17 protein-coding genes and 1 pseudogene are annotated in these 15302 nt (G+C 39.6%); 3 read left to right on the top strand and 15 right to left on the bottom strand.

The features are described from left to right. Window positions 1-169 precede the first annotated feature (169 nt). The 8 genes from U2718_RS12740 to U2718_RS12705 all read right to left on the bottom strand — a co-directional run bounded on the left by U2718_RS12740 (window position 170) and on the right by U2718_RS12705 (window position 7223). The gene (locus U2718_RS12740) at window positions 170-1099 is read right to left on the bottom strand and encodes an AraC family transcriptional regulator (RefSeq protein ID WP_341998488.1); all 930 of its coding nucleotides are present in this window, start codon (window positions 1097-1099) and stop codon (window positions 170-172) included. A 288-nt stretch (window positions 1100-1387) separates the two neighbouring features. After that, window positions 1388-3556 carry a peptidase domain-containing ABC transporter gene (locus tag U2718_RS12735; protein WP_341998486.1) on the bottom strand — a complete coding sequence of 723 codons (2169 nt, stop codon included), beginning with the start codon at window positions 3554-3556 and terminating at the stop codon, window positions 1388-1390. A gap of 117 nt (window positions 3557-3673) precedes the next feature. After that, the gene (locus U2718_RS12730; RefSeq protein WP_341998484.1) at window positions 3674-5170 is read right to left on the bottom strand and encodes an HlyD family secretion protein; all 1497 of its coding nucleotides are present in this window, start codon (window positions 5168-5170) and stop codon (window positions 3674-3676) included. A gap of 115 nt (window positions 5171-5285) precedes the next feature. After that, complete coding sequence (locus tag U2718_RS12725) at window positions 5286-5561, bottom strand: bacteriocin (protein ID WP_341998482.1); 276 nt, start codon at window positions 5559-5561, stop codon at window positions 5286-5288. A 101-nt stretch (window positions 5562-5662) separates the two neighbouring features. Further along, a complete protein-coding gene (locus tag U2718_RS12720; protein ID WP_341998480.1) occupies window positions 5663-5938 on the bottom strand; it encodes a hypothetical protein in 276 nt (91 codons plus the stop codon). A gap of 169 nt (window positions 5939-6107) precedes the next feature. Continuing rightward, window positions 6108-6365 (bottom strand): CTB family bacteriocin, encoded by a 258-nt coding sequence (locus tag U2718_RS12715; protein ID WP_341998479.1) that lies wholly within the window; start codon window positions 6363-6365, stop codon window positions 6108-6110. 158 nt (window positions 6366-6523) lie between these two features. Further along, on the bottom strand, window positions 6524-6754 hold the full coding sequence (locus U2718_RS12710; protein ID WP_341998477.1) for a CTB family bacteriocin: 231 nt from the start codon (window positions 6752-6754) through the stop codon (window positions 6524-6526). Between the two features lie 172 nt (window positions 6755-6926). Next, window positions 6927-7223 (bottom strand): CTB family bacteriocin, encoded by a 297-nt coding sequence (locus U2718_RS12705; RefSeq protein ID WP_341998476.1) that lies wholly within the window; start codon window positions 7221-7223, stop codon window positions 6927-6929. Between the two features lie 607 nt (window positions 7224-7830). On the opposite strand from U2718_RS12705, the gene U2718_RS12700 reads away from it, so the two are divergent. Both U2718_RS12700 and U2718_RS12695 read left to right on the top strand, forming a co-directional pair. Continuing rightward, window positions 7831-8805 carry a hypothetical protein gene (locus tag U2718_RS12700; RefSeq protein WP_341998474.1) on the top strand — a complete coding sequence of 325 codons (975 nt, stop codon included), beginning with the start codon at window positions 7831-7833 and terminating at the stop codon, window positions 8803-8805. Window positions 8806-8811: 6 nt separating this feature from the next. Further along, entirely contained in the window at window positions 8812-9330 is a 519-nt protein-coding gene (locus U2718_RS12695) for a hypothetical protein (protein ID WP_411813273.1), read from the top strand. A gap of 54 nt (window positions 9331-9384) precedes the next feature. Here U2718_RS12695 and U2718_RS12690 read toward each other — a convergent pair whose 3' ends face one another. The 5 genes from U2718_RS12690 to U2718_RS12670 all read right to left on the bottom strand — a co-directional run bounded on the left by U2718_RS12690 (window position 9385) and on the right by U2718_RS12670 (window position 13524). Then, complete coding sequence (locus tag U2718_RS12690) at window positions 9385-10566, bottom strand: CapA family protein (RefSeq protein ID WP_341998471.1); 1182 nt, start codon at window positions 10564-10566, stop codon at window positions 9385-9387. A 162-nt stretch (window positions 10567-10728) separates the two neighbouring features. Further along, complete coding sequence (locus U2718_RS12685) at window positions 10729-11697, bottom strand: glutathione S-transferase family protein (RefSeq protein WP_341998470.1); 969 nt, start codon at window positions 11695-11697, stop codon at window positions 10729-10731. Window positions 11698-11825: 128 nt separating this feature from the next. Then, window positions 11826-12116, bottom strand: coding sequence for an Asp-tRNA(Asn)/Glu-tRNA(Gln) amidotransferase subunit GatC (gene gatC, locus U2718_RS12680; RefSeq protein WP_341998469.1), 291 nt, complete (start codon window positions 12114-12116; stop codon window positions 11826-11828). A gap of 113 nt (window positions 12117-12229) precedes the next feature. Beyond that, window positions 12230-12751, bottom strand: a complete 522-nt coding sequence (locus U2718_RS12675; RefSeq protein WP_341998467.1) for a photosystem I assembly protein Ycf3 — start codon at window positions 12749-12751, stop codon at window positions 12230-12232. A 71-nt stretch (window positions 12752-12822) separates the two neighbouring features. Beyond that, the gene (locus U2718_RS12670) at window positions 12823-13524 is read right to left on the bottom strand and encodes an SOS response-associated peptidase (protein WP_341998465.1); all 702 of its coding nucleotides are present in this window, start codon (window positions 13522-13524) and stop codon (window positions 12823-12825) included. A gap of 203 nt (window positions 13525-13727) precedes the next feature. On the opposite strand from U2718_RS12670, the gene U2718_RS12665 reads away from it, so the two are divergent. Further along, window positions 13728-14354: a glutathione S-transferase family protein gene (locus tag U2718_RS12665; protein ID WP_341998463.1), complete on the top strand. Its 627-nt coding sequence runs from the start codon at window positions 13728-13730 to the stop codon at window positions 14352-14354. A 188-nt stretch (window positions 14355-14542) separates the two neighbouring features. Here U2718_RS12665 and U2718_RS12660 read toward each other — a convergent pair whose 3' ends face one another. Together U2718_RS12660 and U2718_RS12655 are read right to left on the bottom strand one after the other, a co-directional pair. Further along, window positions 14543-14764, bottom strand: a complete 222-nt coding sequence (locus U2718_RS12660; protein WP_341998459.1) for a DUF167 domain-containing protein — start codon at window positions 14762-14764, stop codon at window positions 14543-14545. Further along, window positions 14742-15163 (bottom strand): annotated as a pseudogene (locus U2718_RS12655) (DUF2809 domain-containing protein). The gene U2718_RS12660 and the pseudogene U2718_RS12655 overlap by 23 nt, the downstream one beginning before the upstream one ends. Window positions 15164-15302: the final 139 nt, after the last annotated feature.

The raw sequence follows: 15302 nt of genomic DNA, 5'->3' as shown, positions 1-15302 counted from the left end.
ATAAGTACTTCAACAAAATTAATTACACATTCTTTATACTGTTCCCCTATCCCCTGTCCCCTATCTCCTGTCCCCTGTCACCTGTCTCCTGTTTCCCTATCCCCTGTCCCCTATCTCCTGTCACCTGTCACCTGTTTCCTGTTTCCCTATCCCCTGTCCCCTGTTCCCTCTAACGACAAGCGATCGCATAAGCTTTAGGAGTGGTTCCAGTCATTTGTCGAAAGTGTTTAGTCAGGTGAGTTTGATTGTAGAAGCCACACTCCAGAGCAATATCAGCTATTGTCCACCCTTGCAATTTCAATAACTGCTTTGCTCGCTCCACCCGTTGTTGAATCAAATAATGGTGGGGAGAAATACCCATCGACTGCTTGAACAAGCGACAAAAGTAATACTGGCTCATGTTCGCAAGGTTTGCCAGTTCAGCCAACCTGATATTCTCGTCAAGGTGGGCATGAATATAGTCGATGACTTGCTTGAGATAGTGCTGAGGCAATCCATCTTGGTACTCTGGCAAATTTGGTTGAAGGGTAGAATACTTTTTGAGCAGATGCACGCTTAGAAGTGTAGCCGCTGATTCAGCATAAAGATAACTGCCAGCCGCATCAGACTCTAGTTCGGTTTTGAGGGTTAAGCCAATATGCTCTATGAGTGGATCGGGCTGTGGTGCTGGGCAAATCAGTTCGACGCGATCTGGATCGACAACTTCACGAGCAATCGTTGCGACAAGATTGGGTTCAAAACACAAATTTATCGAACCCCATTCCTTTCTTGCTTTGTGATGCCAACGTTCGAGGCGAGGGACATTGGCAGGGTAGACAATGGAGTCGCCTTGCTTAAAAGATTCGTTTCTCCAGCGATTGTCAAGTTTTCGTTCTAGTTTTACTAAAGATAAAACTGGGGTTTGAATAACCACCGTATGCCGAGTATTAAAAAATTCAGGAGTTTCATGAGCAGCAGGTAATAGATGATAACTAAGATCGATGCTGTTCCAGCCTACTTCAGAACTTGAGAGAATAGGAGACCGAGAAAAAACCTCTCTACAGCTATCATCTGAAGTAGGTTCAAAAGTGATTAAGGAGTTGCTCTCTGACATCATCATTTTTTTCTCTGGCGCTTTGCAGACGCTTTCCCTGGCATCTGTAGCAGGAAAGCTATGATCGCCCTTAGGAAAGGTAGTTACCTTAATTAAAAAATAGATAGTACAGACAGCAGCGATCGCCTCCGGCGGGTGTATCGCACCATCGCCTTAACGCTGCCATTTTAGGTATACAAAAATTTATCGACGCAAAGACAGCGGATGCTAGCAAAATAATTGCTACATGAGAGCAATATATTCATCGTACCTTAGGACTTGAACAATACAGAATTGAACATAATTTCTTACTATTTAAGGAGTTAAGAATTTTAAATGGTCACCTGGAACAGATTGTAGTTCCAGCCGCGGCCCTTGTAGTTTCAATCGCCCCTGCTCTAGGAGAACAACCCAATCACAGTAATTGATGACTCTAGGTCGGTGTGTAATTAAAATCGTGGTTTTACCTTGGCGATGGGCTAGAAGCCGATCTAGGATTTGAGCTTCACTCACAGGATCTAAACTCGCCGTTGATTCATCCATAATTAGGATGGGTGGATCGCTGACAATGGCTCTGGCGATCGCTAGTCGTTGACGCTGTCCCCCAGAAAGATTCGCCCCAAATTCTCCGAGAACGGTTTGATAGTTGTTGGGCAATTGACTGATAAAGCTATCAGCATCGGCAATCTGGCAGGCTTTGACAATTTCTTCAAAGGAAATATAGGGACTTCCTAAGCGGAAGTTCTCCAGAATTGAGCGACTCCAAAAATGGGGTTCTTGCGGTACGTAGACAATTTGTTGTCGCAGACATTCTAGAGAAAGATCCTGCATATTGTAAAAGCCAATCCGAATATTGCCAGACTGGGGCTGATAAAGACCGGCAATCAGCTTTGCTAAGGTACTTTTGCCACAGCCAGACTTGCCAATCAGGGCGATCGCTCTCCCACCGGGAAGTGTAAGGGAAAAATCATTGAGCAGATCGATACGACCTGCGTGATGAAAGTTAATATTGCTACAGCAGATATCGGCATCTCCTGGCAAAATGGCAAACGGCTTTTGAGTCTCTCCTAAGGTTTCAGGGGTAGCATCTATAACCTCCACTAGTCGATTTACGGCGGTTTGGGCGCGAAAATACTCATCAGTTAAGCCCAATATGGTGCCTAAAAAGACTAAAACATTACCCTGTAAAACATTGAATGCTAGTAATTGACCGATACTGAATTCCTTGGAAATGACTAACGTACTTCCCAATCCAAGTAAAATTACACCACCAATACCACCTACAAATTGTGAAAATGTCCCGTTAATAATACTGATTTGAATTGTACTATATGTAACATTTGCTAGACGACCAAAGCGACTTTGGAATTCGTCCCAAAACTGGGGAGCGGCATTTGTGGTTTTGACAACCTGAGCGCCTTTAAAAGTTTCAACCAAAACCCCTTGATTTTCTGCTGCTAAAACCAAGAGTTGACGAGTCTTTTGCCGCAGCACGGGCAGAAATGGTAGGTTGGTAAGAGCCATTACTCCTGCGATCGTAATTACCGTAAGGGTTAGTTTCCAGCTGTAGAACAGCATGAAACCAAAAGACACCACTGCCACAAAAAACTGGCTGGGTAGTAGGATCACAACTTGGGAAACTAACTGATTAATTTCATTGATATCCCGTAAGCGGCTAGTAATCTCACCACTGCGACGAGTTTCGTAGAAAGTCAAGGGTAGTTGAAGGAGCTTGCGACCAAACTCTAAGACCAATCCTAGCTGTAATCGCTGACCAAAATGAGAAATCATCGTAGCTTGCAACAGTCGCAAGCTACTGCTAAACAGAGTCATGAGAATGACAGCCACTATCACCACAGTCAGTAGTTGAGTATCTTGCCGCACCAAAACATCGTCCGTGAGAAGTTGGATCAGGACTGGGTTGCCTAAGGCAAGGAGTCCCAAAACAATATTGATCAGCAATGCCTCTGCCAGTAGCCCTCGGTAAGGCCACACCCGCCTTAGAAATCTGCCAAAGCCACTTTTTTGTTCATCTTGAGGTTGAACGAAAAAGCGCTCTGGATCTGGCTCCACCAGAAGCATAATTCCATTCCAAGCGGCAACAAAATCCTGGCGTTTGAGATACCGAATGCCCACTGCTGGATCGGCGATCGCATACTTTTTGCCCCGCTTGCCGTACAGTACAACCCAGTGATTTCCCCGCCAATGGACGATCGCTGGCAGAGGTACTTCTTGAATGCGATCGACAAACTCTGGAGTAGCTTTGACAGAGCGAGCATTGAAACCCAGGCTTTCCATACCCCGCTTCAAGCCAAGGAGAGTAGTTCCCAATTGCCCTGTGCCAACAGCTTCCCGACTGCGGTTGAGAGCGATCGTTTGTCCATAATATTTTGCAATCGAAGCTACGCACGCTGCCCCACAGTCTTCCTCACTAGCCTGTAAGACACATTTATAACCGTTACGAGAGTTAAGCAAATGAATCATAAAGCTTACCTCAACAAAGCGGGAGCTAGAAAGCCTGATAGCACGACATCAGCGATGAAAATCGTGCCAGTCTAGTAGTAAGCACGCTTTGTGCTGACTACAAACTCAGAATTGGTGTTACAGATCCACCATCAATCTAGTTTTTCTGAGAATGAACTTCAAAACTGTCTCCTGACGGGAAATAATATCGGCTCTGCCCTCCATACCTGCTTGTAATTGGCATTGGCGCTTTGCATCTCCAACAAAGTTAGTTTGGGGTTGAATAGTCACTTTGTAGGCAGTGGGTGTAGCAGGCGTATCATTTTTAGTCATAGTGGAGGGTAGAGCATCAGGAGCAACCGTTTTGACAGTGCCTTGGAGTGTGCCAAAGTCAGTATAAGGACAAGCGGATACCTGCATTTTGACTTTTTGCCCAGGTTTTACATTGTCAATGTCTTGAGCTGGTACTTGAGCTTCAATTAGTAATGGGGTATTAATGGGAGCAATATAGGCGATCGCCTCCCCTGGTTGGACAACTTGCTCTGGGTTGCGAAGCTTTAGTTGCAGCAGTGTACCAGCTATTGGCGCTCGAATAATCGTCTGTTTTAAGTTAGTTTCTATTTGTGTTAGTTCTTTGTGAATCTGACCTAAATGCTTTTGTAACTCAATGCGTCCTTCAATCAGGTTCTCTCGCTCCTTGTTTAAGGCTGCTAATGTTGCTTGACCTTTAGCCCACTCTAAACCAATTCGTTCCATTGCCACGATTACAATTGCATTGCTAGGGTTGAGTGACGTTTTTGCCTTTGTCAACCTTGCTTTTGCAATCTCAACAGCCTGTGCTTTTTCCTCAAACAGCTTTTTCACAGACGCTTTAGTCTGGGAAAGTTTCGCTTCTGCTGCCTTCACAGCCTGTTCTTTTTCTTCAAACAGATTTTGAGAAATAGCTCCCGATGCTAATATTTGCTTTAATCGGTCTCGCTGAGTCTTGGCAATCTTTAAGTTAGCCTCGGCTTCATGCAAAGTTGCCTCTAATTCATTTTCCTGATACAACCGTCTCCACTGTTCCTTAGCAACCTTTAAGGCAACTTCAGCTTCTGCTAGATCGGCTTTCGTCGTCACTTGCAAATCTCGAAAGTTGCGTTCACTATTCGCCAAATCTGCTTGAGCAGAAGCGAGGGTTCGTCTTAAGAAATCGGATTGAGCTACAAGCTGCGTATCTAAACTTCCAATTTGAGCATCCACACGACCTAACTGCAACCACATCTGCCGAATGCTTTCTTGCAGTTGGCTTTTTTTTATCTGAAGCTCAGAGTCATTCAGACGAGCAATAGCTTCCCCTTGTTCAACAATCTGATTTTCTCCAACTTCTATGCTATCAACGGTTCCTGCGATCGCAGACTGAATTAAACGCAGTTCTCCAGCAAAACGAATGGTTGCTGGAACTTTAACCGCTACATTGTAATTAAGAACAGCCGATATTGAAATAGCTGCTCCGAATGTGCCAACCAGAAACAGTCCCCCGATGATTGCCCAGGAACCAATCCGGGGAAGAAACTCATCTCTTTCAACTGGAGGAAGTTGGAGTTGTTCTGGATTGAGAACAGAAGGCTGGTTTGGATAATAGATGTTAGTCATTGTGAAACAAAAAATATTTGGGAAGACTAAAGTATTACTTCCTTACTTTTCTCTTTTGTTGCTCACACAAACATTGAATTCAAAAATTAATCAGGGAGAAATAAGAGGCAAACTATCAAAATAGCGACCTTCTTCCGGGAGCAACACGACCATTAACTCTAAAAGGTGTAGTTAAGGTGGGAAAATTATTAAAGGGAAAGCAGGAGCAGCTTTCTTCTTCTTCTTCTGTACCCGTTGGTGATGAAGATGAATCTGCTTGTGATGAATCTTCGTATGTACGTTCTTCATTGTATTCCTTGACAATCACTATTTCGCCACCAGCTATTATTTGTTGTTGCTCCTCAGACAGCTCTATTAATATTTCTGAAAAAGGAATTGTTGAAAGAGACATATTGATACCTCAAATTTGCTATTACTTGAATTTTTTAATGAATTAAATAGTGCTTAAATAACTATTTTTATTTTCATAAACTCAAAGATTGCATCTTATCTTTAGAATGCATTCTTGACAGTTTTAACCCAAGCTCTACCAAGTTCTATATCTTCGCTTGCCTGCTGAATAGTTTCTTCGGGACTTTCTGATTCATCAGCTTGGCTCGATTTGCTTAAACCACTTGAGAAGACGTTAAATGGCACTTTTGGACTATTCTTCGGCGGCGTCCAAGGAATTACAATCGCTCCCTCAAATACCCCAACTCCTCCCGATATAGTAGTGGCAGTCTCATCTGTCAGTTCTTCTATTGACAGAGAAATATCTTTCAACGTCATTGTTTTTCTCCTGCCGAACTAAGTACGTACGCTTATAAACAAGCGATCATTTCTACAGTCTCAATCCTATTGATAAGTTGGCAAACTGCAAATATTGCTAGGGAAGATTCTAGAGACTTACTCATTTATTAGGATGCTCTAGAATCCATTTAGGAGAAATTTATACTGTCTATTCCTCTTCTTCAGCAACAAAAGTAGGCTCAAATTCCAACATTAGGTCTTCGTAAGCACTGGTATAGACAAAGTTAGTTGACAGTTCCTTGGTGATAAATGAGCCATTAATTCCTGAAGCAATTGTCTTGGAAAGATTCACGTTTTGATACTCAAAATCTGTATAGTCAAACTCATCAAGATTTAGAAGCTGACCACCACCACAGATAAGCTCTTGCTGATAATCAGATAGCTCTATAAAAAGTTTAGTTTTCATTGTTTCAACCTCATTGATAGAGTTTATAAAACACAAACATTAATTAGAAGAGACTCTAGAGACTGGCTCCTTTATTCGGATACTCTAGAATCAATATGTGAGAAATTTGTACTGTTGCCCAAGTTAGTTAACTAACCTCACAATCCTGCCTCAAAGTATTAGTCAAATTCTAACATTAGGTCTTCGTAAGCACTTGTGTAGACAAAGTTAGTTGACAATTCCTTAGTGATAAATGAGCCATTAATTCCTGAAGCAATTGTCTTGGAAAGATTCACATTTTGGTATTCAAAATCAGTAAAGTCAAATTCATCAAGAGCTATTAGTTGCCCACCACCACAGATAAGTTCTTGTTGATGATCAGATAACTCTATAAAAAGTTTAGTGTCCATGCTCTCAACCTTCTTGATATATATGAAATGCAAACATTTTTAAAAGGACTCCAAAGACTTACTCCTCGATTAGGATGCTTTGGAATCTATCTAGGAGAAATTTGTACAGTTGATTGAATTCGTTAACCAGACTCACAACTCTGCCTAAGAGCATCTTCAGAAAGACTAAAAACTAAAGAGTAGGCAGGGTAGGGAAACCACCATTACCATTGTCATCGCCGTTATCGCCATTAGCAGCAGGCTCAAATTCCAGCGTCAGATCTTCGTAAGCACTGGTATAGACAAAGTTGGTTGACAGTTCCTTAGTGATGAAGGAGCCATTAATACCTGAAGCAATAACCTTGGCAAGATTCACATTTTGATATTCAAAATCTGTGTAGTCAAATTCATCAGCAGCTATGAGTTGTCCACCACCACAGATAAGTTCCTGTTGCTGATCACATAGTTCTGTAAACAACTTGGATTCCATAATTTGAACTCCATTAATAAGTAGACGTAATTAAGAAAAGCCATTTGCAAGAGCCTGTTTAGCTTCGCTAGCTATAGTTAGCTATACGAAACTGAAGTACCGCCTTGAGTAATAAAGTCGTTGACTTTTCTTTGCTCTAATCATGACAATATGGCTTTGACTTGTCAGTCGGATAAAGTCGGGAGTTGTAGTTGGAAAACGTCGGTTTGTTTACTTATTTATAGAGGAATGAGAATAAATTTATTTCAATTAGTTGAAAATACCCTATTTATATATTGCCGTCTGTGTAGTAAAGACGTGATATCTCATATTTATACAGGAGAATAAATATCTTAGTGTTTGCAGGAAGTTTATCTGCTGTAAAAATATATTGAAGTGAATTCAATAATTTTATCCGACTTTTTCCAACCTTAACTTCTGAACTTTCCCGACTGAAAAGTTGAAACTATCTTGTCATCATTAAATCTAAGAAAGCTAATTAGTTATATAACAATCCGACTTGATTTTTTCAAAAATATAAGTAGGGTGCGTTATGGACTCTGTTCTAACGCATCTTCAGAAACTTTGGTATATTCATTAATCCGGCATCTTCTTAGGAGTTTCTCAAATGGATGAAAAAAAACAGTTTGCAAATTTTGATTTACAACAGTTTGCAAAGCTTCCAGCAGAAATAGCAGTCTTTGCAGAACAACACCCAACTGATATCCTTGATACTGCTACCTTCTGGAATAAACCTCATTTATCTGAGAGTTATGTTCCAGAATTAATTGAAATATATTATGGGAACACAATTCACTCTGATGGCTCTGATATAAGTATCATGAATGCTCAACTCAAGCATTATAAAATAAGTAATTTTGATAGTAATATTCAATCAATAGCAGTTGAGGTTGATGGTGAGTTGGCTTATATTGAAGTTGAAGGTAAAGAAATTGTCAATAGATTAAGTAAGTTAGTTTTACCTGATGTAGTTGTTGAGCCATCTATATTAATTAACTCAGTTTTAAAAGGTGATGATAAAGTCTCTTATGTAGGAAATAAGGAATATTTGACAGAGCAGTTAGATTTATCTAAAAAACAATCGTACTTTAATAATGTTTCTCTAACATCAGTTAATATCCAAACTGAACTAAATCAAGTTGAAGCTTCTCAGCAATTTTTGTCTCAATCTAATAATAGTGTAGAGTTTTTGCAACAGCAACTAGATATTTTAGAACAAAAGCTTCAGGAGCAACAGCAAATAATCTATGCTTTAAATATTCAACAAGCAAGTGAAATAATTCTAAACTTATGCTTTGACATAGGCAAATTAAAACAAATATTTGAACAACAACAAGAAAAAATTGAGCTATTAAAACAAGGATTAGAAGGTGTTATTAATTGTTCTAGTTTTTCAGTTCAAAATTATCAACTTCAAAACTGGATATCTTCAGTTGAAATAAATATTAAACAGATAGCTATAAACTCATATGAACAAACAAAAACTGTAATAATTCCTAAATTTGAAATACTGAAATCACAACTAGAAGTACAAGTTAAGGAACTTAAAACCAAGATAAAACAACAACTTACAAATTGGTAAATGTCAATGCCGTCACAAATCAACGTTTCCAGAAAGCAGGTGAAAAGGGAAACTAAAGACAAAGAGTATTTACAGTATTCTGAATCTTTATTTTCAGAGCAGAGGGCTGAGAATATAAATCATTTATGTCCAAATTGTTTATCTGAAAAAATTTGCCCTTTAGCAAAAGTTTGGGATGAGTTAAGTCATAACATATATTTTCAAGGTACTCATCGTTTCTTTGTTAAAGGTATGTGTAGCTCTTTTCCAGCTTACAAGCTAGCACCGCCACAAAAGAAAAATATTAGTTGGCGTTTACTACTTACGATTTCTTTATTCCTTGTTTATCCTGTAGGAAGATTTCTTAATATACCTTTTTTGACAAATCTTAATTTGACAACACTACTCACAAGTTTTGCAATCATCTTTATGACTGCATTACTTTGGGTTGGATTTTATAACATTCTAATTTACCCAAAGCAACTCAAGAATTGGCGAAAATTATGGTATTGTAATACGTGTGATATTATTTTTGTGAAAGGTTGAAATAGACTATCTATTATTAAGTTCATCATCAATTTTCTGATTTTTCAAAAAATCTTACACTTCCTTATTTGCTACTGCAATTTCTCCCTTTTTGTTAATCTGTACTGCATTTTTAGGAAAATCATTACTAATTAAATGACGTAGAAGCCTTACAGTTCGGAATTGCTGATCGATATGGGGAATACCCTGCCGATCCATATGCACGGGAATAATTTTACCTGCTACTAAATCTCCCTCAGAATTTAGCTTTACTTCTAAAATCATCGAGTAACCAGTCTGAGCTTTTGTAGATAAAGTTCGGTATCCGAGAAAATTTCCTAAAGAATAAGCTATGAGTTTTCCTTTATATATTTCTATCGCTCTGGGAACGTGCGATCCATGTCCGAGGACTAAATCTGCTCCTACATTAATCATTGTGCGAGCAAACTGAAGCGAATTACCTCGGTTTTCTCCATAGAAAAACTCTGTTTTATTTTTAACTCGCATTGCACCCGTTCCTTCTGCTCCTGCGTGCATGGAGACAATTACAATATTTGCTCGTGCTTTAGCTTCTGCGACAAGGATTTTGGCGGCTTTTAAATCATGAATTGAATTATAAGATTTATAAGGTGCAAATCCAATCATTGCAACTGGAATATTCTTTGCTTTTAACAAAAGAATTTGATTTTTATGCCCTAATGTTTGTATGCCAACGCCAGCAAAATTTTTGATTGTATCTCCAAACCCTACCACACCGAAGTCTAAGGCATGATTGTTGGCTATATTCATCACATCAAAGCCAACATCGGCAAACAACTGGGCATACTCAGGTGGAGAGCGAAAGGCAAAAACTTGTTGGCGACTAATGTCTTTAGCTGTGTATCGATATTTGGTTAAGCTACTTTCAAAGTTACCGAAGAGAATATCAGCTCTTTGCAAGTATACTCTGACTGACTTTGGAATTAGTTGGTTGCGATCGCTTGGCAGTCTGTGATCAGGAAAATTTGTACCGGGAATTATATCTCCAACTGCTTGGATGGTGATGGAGTCTGTATAAGTCGGCTCTTTTATGTATGGTGGTGAATCAGAATCTGGCAAATAGTAAGGTTCTGGTGTTGTGTTGTTGGGTACCTCAGGTGTGTTTGTGGCTTGCGATCGCCCATAGCGAATCACAACTCCTATACCAATACCTATACAAAAACAAAAACCAATAAAAGCAAATGAGAGTAATTTCCCCCCTAGTCGTGGCTTTGCCATATTTTCATTCCTGACACCATAAAATGTAACCTATTCCACTCAGCAGCAGAGAATGTAGCGATTATGGCATAGTCTGGGCATAACTGCTGAAGTATTGTTAAAAATTTACCTGCAAGGCTACACCCTCAAATCACGCACTCCATCAACTAGGGTTATCATTCATTATGCAAAAAATCGCTCGCGGTTGTGTGGAGCATCAAAATCAATCAACGGCCCTTTCGGAACAATGCGAGTAGGATTAACTTGAGGATGGCTACGGTAGTAGTGTCTCTTAATGTGGTCAAGGTTGCAAGTTTCCTTCACTCCTGGCTGCTGGTACAAGTCTTTAAGATAATTCCACAAGTTGGGGTAGTCTACTATACGGCGTAAGTTGCATTTGAAGTGGACATAGTAAACACTATCGAAGCGGAATAGGGTAGTAAACATACACCAATCGGCTTCAGTAATTTGATTGCCGCACAAATAGCGTTGTTCTGACAACACTTTTTCCCAATCATCGAGAGCGGCAAATAATTCTGTTACTGCTTCATCATAGGCCGATTGCTTAGTTGCGAAGCCTGCTCGATACACACCGTTATTAATCGGTTGATAAATGGCATCTATTGCCTCATCAACAACTTTTTGCAAATTTTCTGGATAAAAATTTAGATTACGGGTAGCAATGTCATTGAATTCGGTATCAAACATCCGCATGATTTCACGGGATTCGTTATTGACAATTGTATTAGTTTGTGTATCCCATAAAACTGGGACAGTAACTCGTCCACTGTAGTTCGGATCGGCTTTTAAATAAATTTGCCAGAGGTAGTTTGCTCCATTTACCAAATCGGGAATCGCTCCTGGTTCATCTGAGAATTCCCAACCGTTGTCGTGAATTTCTGGAGCAACTACCGATAGAGCGATCGCATCTTGCAGTCCTTTTAACTGGCGTAAAATGGCAGTGCGGCACGCCCAAGGGCAAGCCCAAGAAATGTACAAGTGATAGCGCCCCCCTTCAGCTTTAAACCCACTGGAACCATCGGCTGTAATCTTGTTACGGAAAGTGGTTGAAGGACGAATAAATTTACCTTCTGAATCTTCTTGCTCCCGTTCAGATATCCACTTGCCATCCTTGAGAATTCCCAAACCCATAATGAGCTTCCTTTAAATTTGGTAATCAGGGACATTGCCCATCCAAACATTAAGTGACATTTTGGTAGAGAAAGCATCAATCTTAGGAGTAGTTAGTGCGTAGTGGATAATAGACTACTAACTACTAACTATTCCTCGTTGAGGATTTTTGGCACTTTGAAAAATTCGCCTTCTTGTTGTGGTGAACTTTGGAGAATGGCTTCGCGATCGCGGTAAGGTTGCAACTCGTCAGGGCGTGTCACGTTACTGACATCGATTGCCCGTGTTGTAGGTGGTACATTGCTAACATCCAGTTCGCTCAACTGCTCAAAATAATCGAGAATACTTCCTAACTGAGTAGTGAATTTTTCTTCTTCTTCTGGTGTCAATTCTAAACGAGCCAAATGAGCTACTTTACGAACTTGTTCACGGTCAATCATAGTTTATTTATGGCTAATAGTTAATGGCTAATGGCTACTGTAAGGGCGGGTTTTATTGATTATCTTTCGATTGAAACTGACAATTTATCTTTTAAATCCGCCCCTACGAATGACTAAAAGAATACGTCTATTTGCATTCGCCCTGTAGTTTTCAGCCAGTTTTGGGCTTCGATGTAGTTATTGGGAGCCATACGAATGGCTCTAATCCAATAATCAGCAGCTTTATCAAATAAAGCTTCCCCTCCGTCTTCGTCTCCTGCTTCCTTGGCTTTTTCTCCCATGTAGTGGTAGATCACGGCGATGTTGTTTAAAGCTTGAGGTAAACGGGGATTACATTCAAGTGCTTGATGATATAGCTCTAAAGCTTGCTGATGCTCGCCGTTGCTAGCATGAATTAGACCCATATTGTAAAGAATAAAACTCCGATCTTGAACATCTTCCTCTAGTTTTAAAGCTTCTTTGTAGTTGTCTAGAGCTTCGGCATATTCACCTTCTGACTGCGCTGACATTCCATCTCGGTAATAAGCAAAGGCTTCTTTCGCCTTTTGATTCGCTGGCAGGAGCTTCAAGATCAGATCTGCCATGACTGTAAAAGATTTATCGATAAAGTTATCGTTTTTCTGAGTTCTTGGCATAGGTGCCTCTCTATATATGTTCGGCTAATGGCTAAAAGTGCTGTTGGATTCGTGCCTTTATGACTCAATAGTTAATTTAACCGATTTACAGGAGCATTCTCCGTGTTAAGCCGAATAATACATTCCGAACTGTTGTGCTTGGGATTGTTCACTAAGGTGCTAACTGGGTAGCCAACCATTTCCTGAGAGTGGTAGGGCTGTAATAGCTGCTGTAATGCTTCTGGTTCTTGCATTTGGCAATTTAGCCACATCTCGTAATCCTGCTCGGTAAGAATGACGGGCATGCGATCGTGGAGTGGTTGCACTAAATCGTTGGCTTGGGTTGTCAAAATTGTACAGGATTTAATCTGTTGCTTTTGGGGAGATTCCCACTCTTCCCACAACCCAGCAAAGCCAAAGGGTTGCCCATTCTGAAGGCGAAAATAGTAAGGCTGTTTTTTGCCATCTTGCTTTTGCCATTCGTAAAAACCATCTGCCACCACCAGACAACGTCGGTGCTTAAAAGCAGAGCGAAAAGCAGGTTTTTCTGCTACTGTTTCTGCTCTGGCGTTAATTAGTTTAGCTCCCATACTTGAGTCTTTTGCCCATGAAGGAATCAATCCCCAACGCAACCGCTGAAATTCTCGCTTGTGGTTTTGGGAGTTAGATAAAACTGTCCCCACCATTTGCGTAGGTGCAATGTTATATTGCGGCTCTATATCTGGAACTTGTTCAAGATGGAAAGCTTGAGCTAAAACCTCTGGAATAACGCTTAAAGTAAATCTTCCACACATTATTTTGATACTCTACTAATTTCAAAATTAAACTTGTCAATGCTAAAAATAATACTTTCATCAATTTACTTTTTAGAGATTTTATTAGTGTAGTCAAAAACAGCATTTCTAAAATTTTTATTCTCTTTATTTGTTTTTTTGTAAATATATTGTATGTTAATTCATTATGTTTAATTGCAACCTTAATCTCAAAATTAATAGGCATGGAAACGCTGCGTCTGTACGATTTTTTACCTTCGGGTAACGGCTACAAGATACGTCTTTTATTATCGCAAATTGGTATGCCATTTGAGAGGGTAGAGGTCAATATATTGAAAGGAGAGTCTAGAACGCCTGAGTTTTTAAGCAAAAATCCAGCTGGGAAAATTCCGTTGCTAGAAATTGAACCAGGTAAATACTTGGCAGAATCAAATGCCATCTTAATTTATCTCAGTGAAGGGACAGAATTTTTACCTTATGACCGTTTATTACGAGCGCAAGTGCTACAGTGGTTATTTTTTGAACAGAACAGCCATGAACCTTTCATTGCTACATCTAGATTTTGGATTAGTATACTAGGCAAAGGTGAAAAATATAAAGAAGCTATAGAGCAAAAAAGTCAACCTGGTTATGCAGCACTTAACTTGATGGAAAGTTATTTGCAGACTCATAATTATTTTGTTGGAGAGCGTTATACGATCGCAGATATTGCTTTGTTTGCATATACTCATGTAGCCCATGAAGGTGGGTTTGATTTGACACAATTCCCTGGTATCCAAACTTGGATTGAGAGGGTTAAAGCACAGCCGGGTTATATTAGTATTACTGAAGAATCTAAGTATTGTATTTAACAAGAATAAACTTCAATAACTCGTTTCCTTATATAGATTAGGTAACGAGTTTTTGTTTAAGTAAGAGCTAGTAATAATCTCTAATCTAAATTGCGCTTGCTTGTACTTATGAATACTAATAGCTAATAATTAAACAGCTATTAACCGTCAGATATTCTGGCTAATGAGTGTTTTTAACATCAATATCTTTATTTATTAATTTCAATTAACTTTTGCCGGGAATTAAAACCAGATTTAATTCTGATGCTATTTTTTGGTATATTAAATTTCTCTGCCAAAACTTTAATTAACTCTTGATTAGCTTTACCATCTACTGGGGGAGATTTTAAATGTACAGTTAAGCTCCCGTCAGCTTCTTCCTCTATTTTTTGAATTTTAGAATTTGGCTTAACTCTGACTTTTTTTTGCATCACTTCTTCGTAGTAATAGGCGCAGCCACAACCAACTTAACAAACAACCCCATGCATCATCAGAAAAATCCCACCAAATAAAGTTGGTACCAAGTAACCATTTACCTAATAACGTAGCGCGAAACTGCTCTAACGAAGGGTGGGTGCAACAACTGCAAAAATTCTAGTATGCAGGTAATGATCAAAATCCACACAGGAATTTGAATAGTAGCTGCTGAGTTACGGAAGAAGCAGAAGGCAAATAAACACTAAAGTATTTCAGAAATACAGTGGCTCTGTAATCATTAAACCATTGAACTGATGGGCTGGGTCATTGTAGTACTTAAAGAAAAAGCCCATCGCAACCACGATGAGCAAGGAGAGGAGAATATAAGTGTTTTGTGTTTTCTTTAACACCATAGGTATAAGACTATTCTGTGATAAATCACACAACGAGGGAATGAAAATCTTACTTCTTCTGCCTACCAACGGATACGCCGTAGCTACGCTCTTGCGCGTAGCGACTTGGTGCAATATGAACAACCTAGACTACAACAGG

The organism is Chlorogloeopsis sp. ULAP02 (assembly GCF_038404745.2).
Taxonomy (GTDB): Bacteria; Cyanobacteriota; Cyanobacteriia; order Cyanobacteriales; family Nostocaceae; genus Chlorogloeopsis.
The sequence above is the reverse complement of the archived record's forward strand: the minus strand, read 5'-3'. Positions and strand labels throughout refer to the sequence as shown.